The organism is Nitrospira sp., from assembly GCA_015709715.1.
Lineage (GTDB): Bacteria > Nitrospirota > Nitrospiria > Nitrospirales > Nitrospiraceae > Nitrospira_A.
In genome coordinates, this window is sequence record CP054184.1 from 3600892 (window position 1) to 3617557 (window position 16666).

The following is a 16666-nucleotide window of genomic DNA, read 5'->3' on the forward strand; positions in this document are numbered from 1 at the left end:
TCGGGGCGAATGGCTTACATCTGTTTGTAGAGGTAGGCGCCCAGAAACATTCCTAAGACACTCAGTAAGCTGACTTTGATGCTGAAGCCGAATGTCAGTTTGAACAGTACCAAGTCCAGGGTGAGGGGGGGATTGATCCCGGGTGAGAAGTTGCCTGCGAAGATGTTCTGAATTGCACCGTTTGGAGCCATCACGCGAAGAATTTCTCCGAAAATCCCGCCCAGCATACCGCCGATCAGGATAAAGATCAGCAGGACGCCGACCGATTTTCTCATCCGATGTCTCTCCCCGGGTTTTTTTTATAGATGGACGGCACTACGTAGGCCGACGTTGCGCACCTTATCGGAAGCGGAAATTGATGTCAACAAAATGCATGCCAGCGGAGAAGGTGCGGAGAATCGTGGATCTCAGTCGCAGTTCAACCGTCGACTCCCCAGGCTTCAACCCGCTTTCCGGGTGTCAGCTGTGTCCAGCCGAACGTCTTGACTTCACAGCACCCGGTTCTATAGACTGCCCGATGCTGTTTTTCTAGTCTTTTCGAGGCGATCGGAGATCTGGCTCGAAACCGGCTTCGATGGCCTTTTTCTTTGGTGATTGGTGCTCGACGCGCTGAGCGAAAAATTCGAACGGATCCTCAAGAAGCTCCGGGGGCAGGGTGTGCTCACGGAGGACAACATTGCCGAGGCGTTGAAAGAAGTGCGCTTGGCGTTGCTTGAGGCTGACGTCAACTTCAAGGTGGTCAAGGATTTCCTTGAGCGCGTTCGCGAGAAGGCGGTCGGCCAGGAAGTCTTGAAGAGCCTGACCCCAGGCCACCAGGTCGTCAAAATCGTCTGGGATGAACTCCGCGGCATGATGGGCGGAGAGCGGGCGGGGATCAGTCTGGCCTCCAAGCCGCCGACGGTCGTGATGATGGTCGGCTTGCAAGGGGCCGGTAAGACGACGACTTCGGGCAAATTGGCTCGACTGTTCAAGGGCCAAGGGAAACGCGTCTTGTTGGTCGCGGCCGACCCACGTCGACCGGCTGCAGGTGACCAGTTGGCGAGCCTGGGGCGTGATCTTGGGATTGATGTGCATCGGTTTGATCAGGTCGATGCGTCACGCGCCGATGTGGTGCGCATTTGTGAGCAGGGGGTGCAGCGCGGCCAGGAGCAAGGGTATGACGTGGTCGTGCTGGATACCGGCGGACGCCTGCACATCGATGACGAGTTAATGGCGGAGCTGGTCTCCGTCAAGCAGGCCGTGATGCCCCACGAAGTGCTTCTGGTGGCGGATGCCATGACGGGACAGGATGCCGTCAACATGGCCGGCCGCTTCGACCAACAGGTCGGAGTGACGGGGATCATCCTCACGAAAGTCGAAGGCGATGCCAGGGGCGGAGCCGTGCTCTCCATTCGCGCCGTGACCGGCAAACCGATCAAGTTTCTCGGAATGGGGGAAAAGCTCGATGCGCTGGAGCCATTTCATCCGGATCGCATGGCCTCGCGCATTCTCGGGATGGGCGATGTCCTCTCCCTGATCGAGAAGGCGCAGGAAACATTTTCGCGAGAAGAGGCGGAGGCCGCTCAGAAGAAACTCACCAGCAGCACCTTTACGCTGGAGGATTTCCGTTCCCAGCTGGGGCAAATGAATCGGCTGGGCTCGTTCGAACAGATTTTGGGGATGTTGCCGGGCGGGCAGAAGCTGAAAGACTTGGCGAACAGCGGATTGCCGGAAAAAGAGATGAAGCGGGTTGCGGCTATGATCGACTCGATGACGCTGCGGGAGCGCCGGGACCATACGCTCATCAACGGCAGCCGAAAGAAGCGCATTGCCCGCGGCAGCGGCACCAGCGTGCAAGAGGTCAATCGGTTGATCAAACAGTTTTTGCAGGCGAGGAAAATCGCCAAGGTCATTTCCGGGTCCGGCGGCCGACGTCAGTTGGCCCAAATGCTGCGTGGGATGTGATGCCCGGCGGGACAGGTTCGGGACGGACGGGTCGGTAGGGGGATTGTCAACAAGAGCGCCGGTCGATGTGACGGTGTGTTCATTCAAGGGAGGTCAGCGTGGCAGTTCATTTACGGTTGGCACGGACGGGGCGGCATAAGCGCCCGATGTATCGAGTGATCGCGGCGGATTCCCGCAAGCCGCGGGATGGGCGGTTCTTGGAGATCTTGGGCATTTTCGATCCGCTCAAGAACCCGGCGGTGCCGGAGTTGAAGTCGGAGCGGGTCTTGACGTGGTTGCGGCATGGGGCGCAGCCCACCACCACGGTGCGGACCTTGCTCAAGCGGCACGGCGTGTGGAAACAGTTCGAGACCGAAAAGGCTGCGAAGTCCAAGTAGGATGGCCGTGGCCTGATGGTGTGACCATGCACGATCAGGCGGATCTCGTCACGATCGGGAAGATCGAACGGTCTTTCGGCATCAGAGGTGAAGCTCGCGTTCGTTCGTTGACGGATGTGCCGAGGCGGTTCGAGCAACTGGGGGCGGTGACGCTCGTCGGGATGAAGGGCCGGACGATTGACACGAGGGTGACCCATGTGCGGCCAGGCGGCTCGACGTTGATCGTCGGCTTCGAGGCCTTCACCACGCCGGAGCAAGTCGCCGAATTTCGTGGCGGGCTCATTCAGGCTCCGCGTGCAGATTCGCCGACATTGCCCGCTGGGCACTATTATGAGTGTGATCTCATCGGGATGGTCGTGCAGGATGAGGCGGGGATGGTGCTCGGTCGGCTGGAGGAAATTTGGCGCCTTCCCGACCATCAAGTATTTGCCGTCAGGCAAGAAGGAAAAGAGACATTGATTCCGGCCGTCAAGCAGGTTGTCGTGGGTGTGGACGTGCCAAACCGGCTAATGACGGTTCGGCTTCCGAAGGGATTCGAAGACCTCTAGATGCGTTGCGCCGTTCTGACATTGTTTCCGGATATGGTGACCCCGGCTTTGGGGCAGAGCATCCTGAAGCGAGCCCAGGAAAAGGGGGTGCTGGAGGTGTCTGTCCAAAACTTGCGCGACTTCACCCATGATCGTCACAAGACGGCCGACGACACCCCCTACGGGGGCGGCGCCGGGATGGTGATGAAAGCCGAACCGATCTTGCAGGCCGTCGACGCCCTATGCGAAGCCTACGGAGTTTCTCCCGCACGGGAAGCCAGGATGCGGATTGTGCTGCCTTCTCCGCAGGGCAGACCCTTTTCGCAGGAGGTGGCGAAGTCTTTGGCCGAGGAGACGCGGCCGATCGTCTTTATCTGCGGGCACTATGAAGGCATCGATGAGCGGGTCAGGCTTGCGCTGTGTCCGGAAGAACTTTCCGTCGGGGACTATGTCCTGACGGGCGGAGAGTTGCCTGCGTTGGTCATGATCGATGCGGCGGCCCGTTTGGTGCCGGGCGTATTAGGTGACGCCGCCTCCGCGGCGGAAGAATCCTTCACGGAGGGGTTGTTGGAATATCCCCACTACACCAGACCGGCCGAGGTGCGCGGTATGTCGGTGCCCGAGGTCCTCGTGTCCGGTCATCATGAAGTCATTCGGCTGTGGCGACGCAAGGAGGCGTTGCGGAACACCTATCTGAAGCGACCGGATCTCTTGCGAGACCGCGCGCTCGGGCCTGAAGATCGTCGGTTGTTAAGCGAAGTCATGCAAGAAAGTCGTGTTCAGGTTTCAGCTCGTTGAGAGGAGGAGGGATATCATCATGAATCGGCTAGAACGGATCCAACGATCCTTGACCAGAAAAACGGCGCCCAAGTTTGAGATCGGGGATACCGTCCGTGTGCATGTCAAAGTCGTTGAAGGCGAAAAAGAGCGCATTCAGGTGTATGAAGGGGCGGTGATTGCGAGAAAGGGCACCCTGAACAGCGAAACCTTTACAGTTCGGAAGCTGTCCTATGGCGTGGGGGTGGAACGGACGTTTCCGGTTCATTCGCCCAGTGTGGCGAAGGTTGATGTCGTGCGGCAAGGTCGTGTTCGCCGTGCCAAGCTGTACTACCTCCGCACCAAGAAGGGCAAGTTTGCCAAGGTGGAAGATCGCGAGTTCACCGCCGAAAGCAAAGCACAAATTGCCGCCAAGGCGCAGGCACAGCAAGCGGCGGCAGCCACCGAGGCGTGATCGACGGAATCTAGTTGTTCGTCTGACTGACACCAGGGCAGAGGCGCACGTTTGCTGGGAACTCCGAGCCTGACAACTTGGGGCCCCACCGAAGACTTCGAGGGGGAGGCCAGATGCTGTGGGTATCGGTGCGTCGCCGGTCTGGATGAGGCGGGACGTGGCCCCTTGGCCGGTCCCGTCGTAGCGGCCGCGGTCGTATTGCCCCGCCGCTGTCGTCTCGTTGGGCTGAACGATTCCAAACAGATTTCCGAAGCGGACCGTCTACGGTTGTTCGATGAGATCGTTCACCGGGCGGTCGGCATCGGCGTCGGTGCAGCCTCCGAATGGGAGATCGATCGGCTGAACATTCTGGAAGCGACCAAGTTGGCGATGCGGCGTGCGCTGGGGTCGCTTCCTTCCCCCCCGGATTTCCTTCTGCTCGATGCCGTGACGCTTCCGGGGATTCCCGTTCCCCAGCGCTCCCTCATCAAGGGGGATGGCCTTTCCTGTTCCATCGCCGCCGCGTCGATCATCGCCAAGGTGACGCGCGACCGGCTCATGGTCGAATATCACCGCTGGTATCCCCAATATAATTTTGCCGAACACAAGGGGTATGGCACTCCGGACCACCTGCGTCGTCTTCGACGGCACGGACCCTGTCCGATCCATCGCGCGAGCTTTTCTCCCATCAGCCGACTCGAGTCCCGTTCCAGTCAACTCTTCTTCGCCACCGATGATCCACAGGCGTTCGAGGCGGCCGATGCGTGACCAGCGCCGCCTAGTCGGTGATGAGGGGGAGGGACAGGCCGAGGCCTATCTGTGCGGGCAGGGATTTCAAATTCTCGGCCGCAACGTGCGGTCCCGGTTGGGCGAATTGGATCTCGTTGCCGAGGATCGAGGCGTGGTGGTCTTCGTCGAGGTCAAGCGGCGGCGGAGTGGAGCCTTCGGCGGGGCGGCTGAGGCCGTCGACGCGCGCAAGCGTGCCAAGCTGATTCGATTAGCCGTCCAGTATTTGGCCACGCATCAGCTGCAGGATCGCGAGTGCCGGTTCGACGTGGTGTTGATTCAGGATGGGACTTCGTTGCGGCATATTGCGAATGCGTTCGACGTCGCGGGGGATGATCTGCGATGGTAGGATGAGAACCGTGCGGTCGACCGTCCGTCGTCATCCATGATTCAACTTTTTCACGTGTCCAAATACTACGATGGGCGTCCGGCACTGGCGGATGTGACCCTGGAAGTCGACAAGGGGGAATTTATTCTCCTAATGGGGCCCAGCGGCGCAGGGAAGTCCACGTTGCTGAAGCTGCTGATCGGAGCGGAGCGTGCCGATGATGGGCAGGTCTTCGTGCAGGGCCGCAATCTTTCGAAGCTCCGTTCCTCCGACATTCCCGCCTTGCGCCGGAAAGTCGGGGTCGTGTTGCAGGACTTCCGGCTGCTCCCGAAGAAGACGGTCTTTGACAATGTGTCGTTGCCGCTGTTGGTTCAGGGAGCACCGGCACAGGAAATCCGGCGCAAGGTGACGGAGGCGCTGCGCGCCGTGGGATTGGACCACAAGAAGGACCTCTTCCCTCCTGGACTGTCCACCGGAGAGCAACAGCGAATCTGTATCGCGCGCGCCATCGTGAACGGCCCGATCGTGCTGCTGGCCGACGAACCAACGGGAAATTTGGATCCGGAGTTGACGACGGAGATCATCGAACTCTTTAAGGCCATCAATGCCAGAGGCACGACCGTCATGGTGGCTACCCACGATCCGCACGTGTTGGCCCAAGTTAATCGCCGCGTCATCACGCTGGAGCGGGGCAGGATCGTCTCGCACGAGGGAGGGCGTTCGTGAGGCGTGTGTTCTATCTCCTGCGAGAAGCCGTCGCGAATATATTGACGAACCGCACGACCACCGCCGTGGCGGTGGCAACCACGGCCTTCACCTTCGCCTGCGTAGGGGTGTTTTTGCTGTTGTATGTGAACGTGCGGAGTATGGCCGCCTCCATCGAGCAGGACATCCGCGTCATGGTGTACCTGCTCAATGACGTGACCGCCCACACGACTACCGAACTTGAGCAACAATTAAAAGCCGATCGTGCCGTCGCGGCGGTGACATTCTTGTCGAAAGAGCGGGCTCTGGCGGACTTTCGGAGGCAATATCCCGCCGAGTCCCGTCTTCTCGAAACGATGGATAAGAACCCGTTGCCGGCGTCGTTTGCCGTGACGCTGGCGCCGGATTCGCGCTCGGCCGATGTCATGCGCCGCTGGGTTGAGCGCGCCCGTTCCCTTCCCGGCGTGGAGCAGGTGCAATACAATCAGGAACTGGTCGAAACGCTAGGCGGGACCGTGCGCTATATTGAAATGACAGCACTGATCGTGGGAGTCATTCTGTCCGCAGCGGCGGTGACGATCATTGCCAACACGATCAGACTCACGATTTATTCGCGTCGAGAGGAAATTCAGATTCTCAGGTTGATCGGGGCGGGTCGGGCGTTCATTCGTGTGCCGTATGTGCTCGAGGGGGCGGCGCTCGGATTTCTCGGAAGCGCCCTGTCCTTGGTGATCCTGCGGGGCGGGTTTGAGTTGTTTCTGCATGAAATCCGTACCGCACACCGATTTCCATGGGTGGACGGGTTGTTGACCTTCTTTTCCTTTGAAACGTGCCTGGTACTCCTGGTGGTCGGACTCTTTCTGGGCTGCACCGGAAGCGTGCTGTCGTTGCTGAATGTGCGGGAGGGCCGCGCTTGAAGCTGGGATGGATGGTGCTGTTGGTCGGTGTGCAGGGGTTGGCGCTGAGCGTTTCCATGTCCGTTTCGGCGGAACGCAAGGACCCCTATACCGACAAGATTGAGAAAGAAAAGAAGATGCTGGAGAAATTGCGCGGCACGATCGTCGAAAAGCGCAAGAAGTCCGATGAGGCGGAGAAAAAGCGCGAGTCTATTCTCCAGGGACTGCAATCCTTGGATGAGCGGCTGGTGCAGCACCGCCAGGAGCACCAGGAGATTCGGAAGCAACTTCGAAAGAAAGATCAGGAAATCCAGCAGATGAGTGTGCAACTCAGCCGGTTGTCCGACCGCATCGAAGAGCGGCGCGATGCGATCGCCGGCCGGTTGCGACTGCAGTACATCGAAGGGCGCTACTGGCAATTGAAGACCTTGCTGGCCGCCGGGTCCTCCGACGATTTCCAGCGGCGGCTCCGGTACCTGGCCGCGGTGTCCCAGCATGAGTATGACATCCTGGAAGCGCACCAGAGGGATGCGGAGCGAATCGCCGAGGTTGAGCGGAGCCGGGAGGAGGCTCGCCAGGGAATCTTGGCCGACAAGGCAACGACTGAGCGGAAGCTGGCCCAGATCCAAGGCCTCAAGAAGCAGAAGCGAGTCTTTCTGGCCAAAATTACCCGTGAGAAAGAGTCGCATGACCGGGCGGTCGAAGAGTTGGAGCGCTCCGCAGCCCGAGTCGATGGCCTGCTCAAGGAATTGGAGGCTCGGCGTCGGGCGATGGCGGCCAAGCCTCCGTCTGGAGCCGGAGGCCTGCACGCGTTACGAGGCACGCTCCCCTGGCCCACAGAGGGGCAGGTGGTGTCCTACTTCGGTCGGCAGAAACATCCCACCTTCAATACCTACGTCCAGCGGAAGGGGATAGAGATTCGCGCCGCGGAAGGGAGTAATATACGCTCCGTCCTGGCCGGGCAGGTTGTCTATGCAGACTGGTTGAAAGGATATGGACTCGTTATAATTGTGGATCATGCCAATGGGGTCTTCTCGCTCTACGCCCATGCGTCGAAAATTCTGGCGGTGGTGGGGGCCAAGGTTGAAGCCGGGGAACCGATCGGTGAGACGGGAGACACGGGCATGACGGGTGACAATACACTCTACTTTGAGTTGCGCGAGGGGGCCGAGCCTGTGGATCCTCTCGTGTGGCTGTCGAAACGATAGGACGAGGGAAGGAAGGAACCCACGTTATGGAACAGCGGCAGCGCCGACGATGGCTATATCTCTTGCTGATGGTGACGATGTTCCTCGGCATTGGCATCGTGCTGGAAAAAGGCTGGGAACGAACCGGCCATGCCTCAGAAACCTATGAGGAACTTCGCACCTTCTCGGAAGTCCTCACGCAAGTGCAGAAACACTATGTCGATGAGACAAAGGTCAAGGACTTGGTCCAAGGGGCCATTCGCGGGATGCTCTCCACGCTTGATCCCCATTCGGCCTACATGACTCCAGATATGTATAAGGAGATGCAGGTTGAGACAAAGGGAGAGTTCGGAGGTGTCGGGATCCAGATCGGGGTGAAGGAAAATCGTTTGGCCGTCATTGCGCCGATTGAGGGGACACCCGCCCATCGGGCCGGCATCAAGGCCGGGGATTTTATCACCAAAGTCAACGATGAGCCGACCAAAGACCTGACCTTGATGGACGCCGTACAGAAAATGCGCGGGCCGAAGGGCACGAAGGTCAATTTGACGATTCAGCGCGATGGAGTGACGGATCCGATGGCGTTTTCGCTTGTGCGGGATACCATCAAGATCGAAAGCGTGAAGTTCAAGGTCATCGACAATATCATTGGCTATGTGCGCCTCACGCAGTTCCAGGAGGCGACGGGTAGGGATCTGAGCCGAGCGCTCAAGCAATTCAAGGAACAAAAAGTCCAGGGCACAATCCTGGATCTGCGCAACAACCCCGGTGGGCTGCTGACGGCGGCGGTGGATGTGTCTGAGCAGTTCGTGGGGAATGGAAAACTCATCGTCTATACGAAGGGACGGGAGGGGAAGAAAGACGAGTGGTTCTCCAAGACGAAAGAAACGCTCGAAGATTCCCCCATGATCATTTTGGTCAATGAAGGGTCCGCCAGTGCTTCCGAAATCGTCGCGGGGGCCTTGCAGGATTGGGGGCGTGCGGTCATCGTGGGCACCACATCGTTCGGCAAGGGGTCCGTGCAGACGATCCTTCCCCTGGGTGACGGCTCGGGCTTGCGATTAACGACAGCCAAATACTATACGCCGAAGGGGCGATCCATCCAGTCGACCGGAATTACGCCGGACATCGTAGTGAAACTGCCGACGTCGACCGTGGCGAAGGCGGGGGAGAAGGAGGGAAAAGAGCCGGACGCCAAAGCCTTGAAAACTCCGCCCGGGAAGGATCCTTCCGCTCCTGCGAAGTCGGGCGACGAGGGAGCGCATAAGAATGGGGCGACGCCACCGGTTGAGGTGGGCGGAGACGTGGCTGTCGACGACGACGTGCAATTGCAGAAGGCCGTCGAGTTGTTGAAGACGTGGAAAATCTTTAAGGAGCTTCGTCCGTCCTAGCCATCGTCTCGATTGGCTGCTGTCGCTGACGGATGGCGGCCAGCAGGGCGGTTTCCGATCCGATAAACCCTGGTTGCGTCCGTAATAGATGAGAGGCGACCAGGGTTTCCAAATCCGCCAGCGTGCGGATATTGAGTCGGAAATACAGATAACTCACCAACGCATCGGTCAGCCCAGGCAACGTCGCCCAGCCGCGCACCTCATCCGGAAGGGGCGTTTTTAATTCCTCATAGGCTCGAATCGTTCCGGTATTTAAAAATTCTTCGATTTTCGCGCCCAAATCTCGACCGATTCCAGGGATGCTGTCCAATTGATGGGCGGCTGCCAAGTCGGCCAAATTTTCTGTGACAGCCAAAATCGAGTCGGCCGCTTTCCGATAGGCACGGATGCGGTATGGATTGGCCCGGCGAGTGGCCAACAGATCGGCCGTGGCGCGGAACAGCTGGGCGATCTTTTGAGCGTGATCGGTCATGGCACTGTGCGTGTCCTTAGGGGAGGCGTCATTGTGCGGGCAGCGGACGAGAAAGGGCAAGCCCCTTCGGGCTTCGGTTGACAAGAACTTTTCGCGTCTCATAGGATGGCGGCACGGAACAGAGGTGAGATGATGACCATTCAGGTGAACGGTGAATCGCGCGGGCTCGGGGAGGGACAGACCGTCGCCTCTCTCTTGCGGGAGTTGGATATCCGAGCCGACCGAGTCGCGGTTGAACTGAATCTGGAAATCGTGGATCGCAAGGAATTCGAGACTCGCGGCCTTCGGGACGGGGATCGAGTGGAGATTTTAAGCTTTATCGGAGGTGGGGCACGCTGACTATGGATACGATCAATGATCGTCTGGTAATTGCCGGCCGTGAATTCAAATCCCGCCTGTGGGTTGGGACGGGGAAATATAAGAACTTTCTCGAAACCAAAAAGGCCATCGATGCGTCCGGCGCCGATGTGGTGACGGTCGCGGTACGGCGCGTCAATATTACGGATCGTTCGCAGGAGAATCTGCTGGATTACCTGGATCCTAAACAGTACACCATTTTGCCCAATACCGCCGGATGTTACACCGTCGAAGATGCGGTGCGGTATGCTCGCTTGGCGCGGGCTGCGGGCGTGTCTGATTTGGTCAAGTTGGAGGTCATCGGGGACGAAAAGACGTTGTTTCCCGACACGGCCGGATTGATCGAAGCCGCGAAGATTCTGATCAAGGAAGGATTCGTCGTCCTACCTTACACGAACGACGATCCCATCGTGGCTAAAAAACTGGTCGATATCGGTTGTCCGGCCGTCATGCCGCTGGCGGCTCCTATCGGATCCGGGTTGGGAATCAGAAATCCCTACAACCTCAAGATCATCATGGAGACGGTCAAGGTGCCCGTTATTGTGGATGCGGGTGTCGGCACGGCCTCTGACGCAGCGCTGGCAATGGAGTACGGGGCGGACGCTGTTCTGATGAATACGGCTATCGCTGGGGCGCAGGACCCGCTGGCGATGGCAGAGGCCATGAAATATGCCGTGTGGGCGGGCAGATTGGCTTATAAGGCTGGTCGTATTCCGCGCAAGCTCTATGCAACGGCCAGTAGCCCTATCGAAGGGATGTTATAGCCCCCGTGATCTTCCGCGTGCGGACCGGTGCCGTGGTCCGCAAGGGGTTTCAGTCCGCCGCTATTGCTGCCTCACAAGTTCGCCCGACGAATGAATCCACGAGTCGATTTCCGTCTCTATCTTGTCACCGATCGACACCAGACTGCCGGGCGCTCGCTCCTGTCGGTGGTGGCGGAGGCTGCGCGCTCTGGAGTGCGGGCGGTGCAGCTGCGCGAGCGGGATCTGCCGACCGGCCCGCTGCTTGCGCTGGCGGAGGCGCTTCGGCAGGCGATGCCCGCGACGCAACTCTTTCTCAACGATCGTGTTGATCTGGCCCTGGCCTTGGGGGCAGCAGGTGTGCACCTGCGTGAGAGCAGCTTACCGACGGCGAGTGTGCGCAGGATCCTGTCGCCCCAGCAGGTCATCGGGCGGTCGGTCCATTCTCTTGAAGGCGCGCGGCAGGCCGAGCGAGAGGGTGCGGATTTCGTCGTCCTGGGTCCGATTTACGAGACGCCGTCGAAACGTGCCTATGGGGAGCCGCTCGGACTGCCCGTATTGGAAGCCGCAGCGCGTCGACTCCAGATCCCTGTGTTCGCGATCGGCGGTATCACAGCGGCGCGCGCGCGTGAGGTTCGGCATGCAGGGGCCATGGGCGTCGCGGTGTTGTCGGCGATCTTGGGTGCACCTGATGTCGAAGCTGCGACGTGCGAATTGCTCGCGGCGGTGGAAGGATAATCGGTACATGCGCGCTCCGATTTCCTCGCTGGACAAAATTCTCGGGCGAGTGGCGAGCCTGTCCAGTTGACCACCCTAGAGGCGGATGTTAGAATCCGGAACAGCGTGAATGCCCGTGACTGACAAGGCTTTCGAACGATTCAACGAGTGGGACGATGGCCGAATCGAAAGGGAGTTCAGGCCGACTCCGGTCCTTACGTGATTCCGTCAAGCGCCTCACCAAGTCACTGTCCGACGGGGATGGAGTCGTGACGCACAAGAACGACGAACACACCCGCGAGGTGGAAAAACTTCGTATCCAAATCCAGTCGATGGAGGAGGAGATCCGGCGGCTCTACCAGTCACGCTACCAACTTGAGCAGGCAACGAAGCAGAATGAAAAGCTCGTTGCTACGCTACAAGAAGCCAAATCCCAAATCGAAGCGCTCCGGGCGGAAGTCGAAAAATTGACGGCTCCTCCCTCCACCTACGGCATTTTTTCCAGCTTGAATATCGACGGCACCGGCAACGTGTACGTGTCCGGTCGCAAGATGAAGGTCAGCCTGCATCCTTCGATCAAAGCCAAGGAGCTTCGCAAAGGGCAGGAAGTTATTCTGAACGAGGCGCTCAACGTGATTGAGGCGCGTGGGTTCGACGTCCAGGGCGAAGTTGTCAGGCTCAAAGATGTGCTCGAAGGGAATCGCGCGTTGGTCACTTTGCATTTCGACGAAGAGAAGGTTGCCGAACTCGCCGAGCCGCTGCTGAAGGAACGACTCAGCGTCGGGGATCATTTGCTGTACGATCAGCGGTCCGGGTGCGTTGTCGAAAAGCTCCCGAAGTCCGAGGCGGAGGAGTTGGTCCTCGAAGAAGTGCCGGACGTCGACTACGAACATATCGGGGGACTGCAGAAGGAAATCGAGCAGGTGCGAGATGCCGTCGAACTGCCGTTTCTCTATCCGCACGTGTTCTCGAATTACAAACTGAGCGCTCCGAAGGGGGTCTTGCTCTATGGCCCTCCCGGGTGCGGCAAGACGCTCATTGCCAAAGCGGTGGCAAGCTCAATCGCTAAGAAGCTCGGGCATCTCAAGGACCGGCAAGTGCGCAGTTACTTCCTGCACGTGAAGGGCCCGGAGCTCCTGAGCAAATATGTCGGTGAATCCGAACGCCAGGTTCGGGAAGTGTTCAAGAAAGCCAAGGAGCGGGCGGATGACGGCCATCCGGTCATCGTGTTCTTCGATGAAATGGATGCGTTGTTCCGTACCCGCGGAACCGGCATCTCCTCCGACATCGAGTCAACCATTGTCCCGCAGTTTCTCTCGGAAATCGACGGAGTCGAGCGGCTCAACAATGTCATCGTGATCGGGGCGAGTAATCGGCAGGATTTGATTGATCCTGCCGTTTTGCGTGCAGGTCGGTTGGATGTCAAGGTCAAGGTCGGTCGCCCGGATGCCGCCGCCGCACGTGACATTTTTTCGAAATATGTCACCACCGACCTGCCGTTTGCCGAAGCCGATTTGAATCGTCATGGAGGTGATGCCACGGCGCTGGTCGAGTCGCTGATGAACACGACCGTCGATGCGATGTATGCCACCTCCGATGAAAACAAGTTCATCGAAGTGACGTACCAGAACGGCGAAAAGGAAGTGTTGTACTTCAAAGATTTCGCGAGCGGTGCCCTGATCGAGGGCATCGTGTCTCGAGCCAAGAAATACGCTGTGAAGCGAGCCATTGCGCAGGAAGGCGATGGCCTGCGGGCCGAGGATCTCGTGCGCGCCATCCGTGAAGAATTCAAGGAGCACGAAGACCTGCCCAATACCACCAATCCGGACGATTGGGCGAAGGTCGCCGGGAAGAAGGGCGAGAAGATCGTTCATCTCCGAACGATCAGCGGCGGGCCGGCCGAGTCTCGCCAGATTGAGACGGTCAGTACCGGTCATTACCTCTAGCGTGCTCAAGACGAGTTCATGAACGACACCCAGTCACACACCATGCCCCGTGTCCTCGGCACGGAGACGGAATTCGGTATTGCCAGCCGCGATCCAAACGCGGCCGACCCTGTCGCCAACTCGATCCACCTCATCGGGCACTATCCGAACCTGCCGGCTCCCCAGGCCGTCTGGGACTATGAAAATGAAAATCCGCTCCTGGATGCGCGGGGTTTCGAAGTCGACGGCGAACGGGAGCGTCCGGGGCCGGATTACAATCGGCAACTCAACAAGGTGTTGGCCAACGGCGGACGGCTCTATGTCGACGGGGCCCACCCCGAATACTCCACGCCGGAATGTACGAACGCTCGGGAGGTGGTGGCGTTCGAGCGGATCGGGGAGCAGATCGTGGCACAGGCACTGGCGGACATCACGAAGGTGCGCGGACGTGAACAGTTCGTACTGTACAAGAACAATTCCGACGGCAAGGGAAACAGCTACGGGTACCACGAGAATTATTTGGTCTCCCGTGCGGTGCCTTTCGAGCGGATTACACAGGTCCTTACGCCGTTCTTCGTCACTCGTATCATCTTTGCGGGCGCGGGCAAGGTGGGGGCAGAGAATCAGACCAGCCCTGTGGAGTATCAGATCTCTCAACGGGCGGACTTCTTCGAAACCCTTGTCGACCTCAACACGATGGTACGGCGGCCGATCATCAACACGCGGGACGAGCCGCATTCCGATCCGGCGAAGTATCGTCGCCTCCACGTGATTGTCGGCGATGCCAACATGGCCGAAGTGTCGACCTATCTGAAAGTCGGTACCCTGTCGATCGTCTTGGACCTGCTGGAAGCCGGCGCTGAGCTTCCCCATATCACGCTCACCGATCCGGTCGGAGCCATCAAACAGGTGTCTCGTGATGTGCAACTCAAGGGGTCGCTGCGGCTCGCGGACGGGACTGCGACCACCGCCATTGCCGTCCAACGGGCCTATCTGCAGGCAGCCCAGCATTTTTATGCCTGCCATGAACTCCCGCAGGTGACCAAAGATGTGCTGGTGCGCTGGGAGGATGTGCTCGATCGATTGGAACGGGATCCTCGGCTCTTAGTTCGGGAATTGGATTGGGTCGCGAAGCGGTATCTCATCGAATCCTACATGGACCGCAAGGCTTGCGGGTGGGACGATCCGCGTGTGCGTCTGATGGATCTGCAGTATCACGATGTCCGGTCCGACCGTGGCCTGTATTACACATTGGAGCGCAGCCATAGGATCGAGCGCGTCGTGTTGGACCATGAAATCGCACGAGCGGAGTTCACCCCGCCGAGCGGCACGCGCGCGTACTTCCGAGGGCAGTGCGTCAAGAAGTATGCTGCCGCCATCTACGGGGCGAGTTGGACGTCGGTGCTGTTCGATATCGGGCAGAATAAGATCAAACGCATCCCGTTGATGGAACCATTGCGCGGCACCGAGTCGCTCACAGGCGAATTGCTCGCCCAAGCGGAGACCGCGGCGGCCCTGTTGTCAAAACTATCTCATTGATCTCGACGCTTGTATGACCTACGGTCCATTTCTTTCACAGCACGAAGGGTCCAGTTTTTTTGACTTGCTCATCCGTCATTATCCGGAATTAGCACCGGGGATAAAAGGCCTTGGCGGCCAATGCCTTCCTCTGCCCTCCGATCTTTCCAGACCAGGCGGTATCCCCCTACCGCATGGGACGACCGTGCTGGCGCTGAAGTATCGCGACGGAGCTATCATTGCCGGAGACCGCCGGGCGACCGAAGGTTTTCAAATCGCCGACAGGCGGATCGAAAAGGTCTTCCGGATCGACGACTATTCCGCCATGGCTATTGCCGGGGCGGCCGGGCCCTGTATCGAAATGGCAAAGCTGTTCCAGACCGAACTGGAGCATTACGAAAAGCTGGAAGGCGTGCAGTTGTCCTGTGAAGGCAAGGCCAACAAGCTTGGCCAAATGGTGAAGGCCAACCTGCCGATGGTGTTCCAGGGATTGGTCGTGATGCCGTTATACGTGGGGTACGATCTGAAGCGGAAGGAAGGCCGCATCTTCAAGTACGACATCACGGGCGGACGCTATGAAGAATCGGATCACCATTCCATCGGCTCCGGCGGCAAGGATGCGCGAAACACCATGCGGGAACACTATCGTCCCGGTCTGTCTGAGCAAGACGCTCTCAAGGTCGGTCTCTTGGCATTGTATAACGCAGCCGATGAGGATGTGGGTACCGGCGGACCGGACTTTGTGCGAGGGATCTACCCCACGGCCAAGATCGTCAGTGCGGCAGGACTGAGCGACGTGCCGGAGGACCGTGTTCTGGCTATGTACGAAGCGCTGATCGCAGAGCGAAGGAGATCCTGAGCGATGCCGTTGCCGTATTACGTCTCGCCCGAACAAATGATGCAGGACAAGGCGGAGTATGCCAAGAAGGGCATCGCCAAGGGCCGCTCCATCATTGCGCTGGAATATGTCGACGGCATCCTATTGGCCGCGGACAATCCCAGTACGTCGCTCCATAAGGTGTCCGAGGTCTATGATCGCGTTGCCTTTGCCGGGGCAGGCAAGTATAGCGAGTTCGAACATCTGCGGAAGGCAGGCATCCGCCATGCCGACCTCACGGGATACATGTATAGTCGCGAGGATGTCAGCGCCAGGACATTATCCAATGCCTATTCTCAGAGCCTTGGCACCGCCTTCAGCACCGATGTGAAGCCCTTGGAGGTCGAACTCCTTGTCCTTCAAGTGGGTGTGAATGGACAGCCGAATGAGATCTACCGCATTTCATTTGACGGCAGCATCGTCGATGAAAAGCATTTCGCGGTGATCGGCGGACGAGCCGAAGCGGTTCAGCAGTATCTCCGGGAACATGCAACCGCCGAGTTGCCGACGCTCAAGGCCGGCCTCAGCCGGTGCCTGGAGGCGTTGGAACAGGTGGCGAATCAAAAGATCCCCACCGAAAACCTAGAAGTAGCAGTTCTCGACAGGACCCGTGCCGGCCGGAAATTTAAACGCTTGCTCGGCGCCGATATTTCCCAGCTTCTCTCCTAGTCATCCATCCGTTCATGTGTCGTTCCCCTGAGTCGGTACG

The 16666-nt window shown here is 58.9% G+C and carries 20 protein-coding genes; 18 read left to right on the plus strand and 2 right to left on the minus strand.

Translation table 11 applies throughout. The features are described from left to right. Window positions 1-14: 14 nt before the first annotated feature. Window positions 15-275: a DUF4321 domain-containing protein gene (locus HRU82_17235; GenBank protein ID QOJ36582.1), complete on the minus strand. Its 261-nt coding sequence runs from the start codon at window positions 273-275 to the stop codon at window positions 15-17. 322 nt (window positions 276-597) lie between these two features. On the opposite strand from HRU82_17235, the gene ffh reads away from it, so the two are divergent. The 11 genes from ffh to HRU82_17290 all read left to right on the plus strand — a co-directional run bounded on the left by ffh (window position 598) and on the right by HRU82_17290 (window position 9351). Beyond that, complete coding sequence (gene ffh / locus HRU82_17240; GenBank protein ID QOJ36583.1) at window positions 598-1944, plus strand: signal recognition particle protein; 1347 nt, start codon at window positions 598-600, stop codon at window positions 1942-1944. 98 nt (window positions 1945-2042) lie between these two features. Further along, a complete protein-coding gene (rpsP, locus tag HRU82_17245; GenBank protein ID QOJ36584.1) occupies window positions 2043-2321 on the plus strand; it encodes a 30S ribosomal protein S16 in 279 nt (92 codons plus the stop codon). Window positions 2322-2347: 26 nt separating this feature from the next. Further along, a complete protein-coding gene (gene rimM / locus HRU82_17250; GenBank protein QOJ36585.1) occupies window positions 2348-2869 on the plus strand; it encodes a 16S rRNA processing protein RimM in 522 nt (173 codons plus the stop codon). Then, a complete protein-coding gene (gene trmD, locus HRU82_17255; protein ID QOJ36586.1) occupies window positions 2870-3646 on the plus strand; it encodes a tRNA (guanosine(37)-N1)-methyltransferase TrmD in 777 nt (258 codons plus the stop codon). 19 nt (window positions 3647-3665) lie between these two features. Beyond that, a complete protein-coding gene (gene rplS, locus HRU82_17260; GenBank protein ID QOJ36587.1) occupies window positions 3666-4079 on the plus strand; it encodes a 50S ribosomal protein L19 in 414 nt (137 codons plus the stop codon). Window positions 4080-4130: 51 nt separating this feature from the next. Further along, window positions 4131-4826 carry a ribonuclease HII gene (locus HRU82_17265; GenBank protein ID QOJ36588.1) on the plus strand — a complete coding sequence of 232 codons (696 nt, stop codon included), beginning with the start codon at window positions 4131-4133 and terminating at the stop codon, window positions 4824-4826. Then, on the plus strand, window positions 4819-5193 hold the full coding sequence (locus HRU82_17270; protein ID QOJ36589.1) for a YraN family protein: 375 nt from the start codon (window positions 4819-4821) through the stop codon (window positions 5191-5193). Before HRU82_17265 ends, HRU82_17270 begins: the two co-directional genes overlap by 8 nt. A 36-nt stretch (window positions 5194-5229) precedes the next feature. Next, complete coding sequence (gene ftsE, locus HRU82_17275) at window positions 5230-5898, plus strand: cell division ATP-binding protein FtsE (GenBank protein QOJ36590.1); 669 nt, start codon at window positions 5230-5232, stop codon at window positions 5896-5898. Next, window positions 5895-6794: an ABC transporter permease gene (locus HRU82_17280; GenBank protein ID QOJ36591.1), complete on the plus strand. Its 900-nt coding sequence runs from the start codon at window positions 5895-5897 to the stop codon at window positions 6792-6794. Before ftsE ends, HRU82_17280 begins: the two co-directional genes overlap by 4 nt. Further along, window positions 6791-7981, plus strand: a complete 1191-nt coding sequence (locus HRU82_17285) for a peptidoglycan DD-metalloendopeptidase family protein (protein QOJ36592.1) — start codon at window positions 6791-6793, stop codon at window positions 7979-7981. Before HRU82_17280 ends, HRU82_17285 begins: the two co-directional genes overlap by 4 nt. 26 nt (window positions 7982-8007) lie before the next feature. Beyond that, window positions 8008-9351 carry a S41 family peptidase gene (locus tag HRU82_17290; GenBank protein ID QOJ36593.1) on the plus strand — a complete coding sequence of 448 codons (1344 nt, stop codon included), beginning with the start codon at window positions 8008-8010 and terminating at the stop codon, window positions 9349-9351. Here the strand turns inward: HRU82_17290 and HRU82_17295 are convergent. Continuing rightward, window positions 9329-9823, minus strand: coding sequence for a histidinol-phosphatase (locus HRU82_17295; GenBank protein QOJ36594.1), 495 nt, complete (start codon window positions 9821-9823; stop codon window positions 9329-9331). The genes HRU82_17290 and HRU82_17295 overlap by 23 nt on opposite strands. Window positions 9824-9955: 132 nt before the next feature. On the opposite strand from HRU82_17295, the gene thiS reads away from it, so the two are divergent. The 7 genes from thiS (at window position 9956) to prcA (ending at window position 16626) form a co-directional block, all read left to right on the plus strand. Then, window positions 9956-10162 (plus strand): sulfur carrier protein ThiS, encoded by a 207-nt coding sequence (gene thiS, locus HRU82_17300; GenBank protein ID QOJ37254.1) that lies wholly within the window; start codon window positions 9956-9958, stop codon window positions 10160-10162. Window positions 10163-10164: 2 nt separating this feature from the next. Next, complete coding sequence (locus HRU82_17305) at window positions 10165-10944, plus strand: thiazole synthase (GenBank protein ID QOJ36595.1); 780 nt, start codon at window positions 10165-10167, stop codon at window positions 10942-10944. 90 nt (window positions 10945-11034) lie between these two features. Beyond that, window positions 11035-11658, plus strand: coding sequence for a thiamine phosphate synthase (gene thiE / locus HRU82_17310; protein ID QOJ36596.1), 624 nt, complete (start codon window positions 11035-11037; stop codon window positions 11656-11658). Between the two features lie 155 nt (window positions 11659-11813). Next, entirely contained in the window at window positions 11814-13583 is a 1770-nt protein-coding gene (gene arc / locus HRU82_17315) for a proteasome ATPase (protein ID QOJ36597.1), read from the plus strand. A gap of 18 nt (window positions 13584-13601) precedes the next feature. Beyond that, window positions 13602-15101: a proteasome accessory factor PafA2 gene (locus tag HRU82_17320; protein QOJ36598.1), complete on the plus strand. Its 1500-nt coding sequence runs from the start codon at window positions 13602-13604 to the stop codon at window positions 15099-15101. Between the two features lie 13 nt (window positions 15102-15114). Continuing rightward, entirely contained in the window at window positions 15115-15939 is an 825-nt protein-coding gene (gene prcB / locus HRU82_17325) for a proteasome subunit beta (GenBank protein ID QOJ36599.1), read from the plus strand. Window positions 15940-15942: 3 nt separating this feature from the next. Further along, on the plus strand, window positions 15943-16626 hold the full coding sequence (gene prcA, locus HRU82_17330; GenBank protein QOJ36600.1) for a proteasome subunit alpha: 684 nt from the start codon (window positions 15943-15945) through the stop codon (window positions 16624-16626). Window positions 16627-16666 lie beyond the last annotated feature (40 nt).

Excerpts from the sequence above, each read along its gene's own strand:
- HRU82_17305 (QOJ36595.1), top strand. The coding sequence starts at position 10,165 with ATGGATACGATCAATGATCGTCTGGTAATTGCCGGCCGTGAATTCAAA.
- HRU82_17290 (QOJ36593.1), top strand. The coding sequence starts at position 8,008 with ATGGAACAGCGGCAGCGCCGACGATGGCTATATCTCTTGCTGATGGTG.
- HRU82_17235 (QOJ36582.1), bottom strand. The coding sequence starts at position 275 with ATGAGAAAATCGGTCGGCGTCCTGCTGATCTTTATCCTGATCGGCGGT.
- ftsE (QOJ36590.1), top strand. The coding sequence starts at position 5,230 with ATGATTCAACTTTTTCACGTGTCCAAATACTACGATGGGCGTCCGGCA.
- prcB (QOJ36599.1), top strand. The coding sequence starts at position 15,115 with ATGACCTACGGTCCATTTCTTTCACAGCACGAAGGGTCCAGTTTTTTT.
- HRU82_17320 (QOJ36598.1), top strand. The coding sequence starts at position 13,602 with ATGAACGACACCCAGTCACACACCATGCCCCGTGTCCTCGGCACGGAG.
- trmD (QOJ36586.1), top strand. The coding sequence starts at position 2,870 with ATGCGTTGCGCCGTTCTGACATTGTTTCCGGATATGGTGACCCCGGCT.
- HRU82_17270 (QOJ36589.1), top strand. The coding sequence starts at position 4,819 with ATGCGTGACCAGCGCCGCCTAGTCGGTGATGAGGGGGAGGGACAGGCC.
- rplS (QOJ36587.1), top strand. The coding sequence starts at position 3,666 with ATGAATCGGCTAGAACGGATCCAACGATCCTTGACCAGAAAAACGGCG.
- prcA (QOJ36600.1), top strand. The coding sequence starts at position 15,943 with ATGCCGTTGCCGTATTACGTCTCGCCCGAACAAATGATGCAGGACAAG.
- thiE (QOJ36596.1), top strand. The coding sequence starts at position 11,035 with ATGAATCCACGAGTCGATTTCCGTCTCTATCTTGTCACCGATCGACAC.
- arc (QOJ36597.1), top strand. The coding sequence starts at position 11,814 with ATGGCCGAATCGAAAGGGAGTTCAGGCCGACTCCGGTCCTTACGTGAT.
- HRU82_17295 (QOJ36594.1), bottom strand. The coding sequence starts at position 9,823 with ATGACCGATCACGCTCAAAAGATCGCCCAGCTGTTCCGCGCCACGGCC.
- rimM (QOJ36585.1), top strand. The coding sequence starts at position 2,348 with ATGCACGATCAGGCGGATCTCGTCACGATCGGGAAGATCGAACGGTCT.
- thiS (QOJ37254.1), top strand. The coding sequence starts at position 9,956 with ATGACCATTCAGGTGAACGGTGAATCGCGCGGGCTCGGGGAGGGACAG.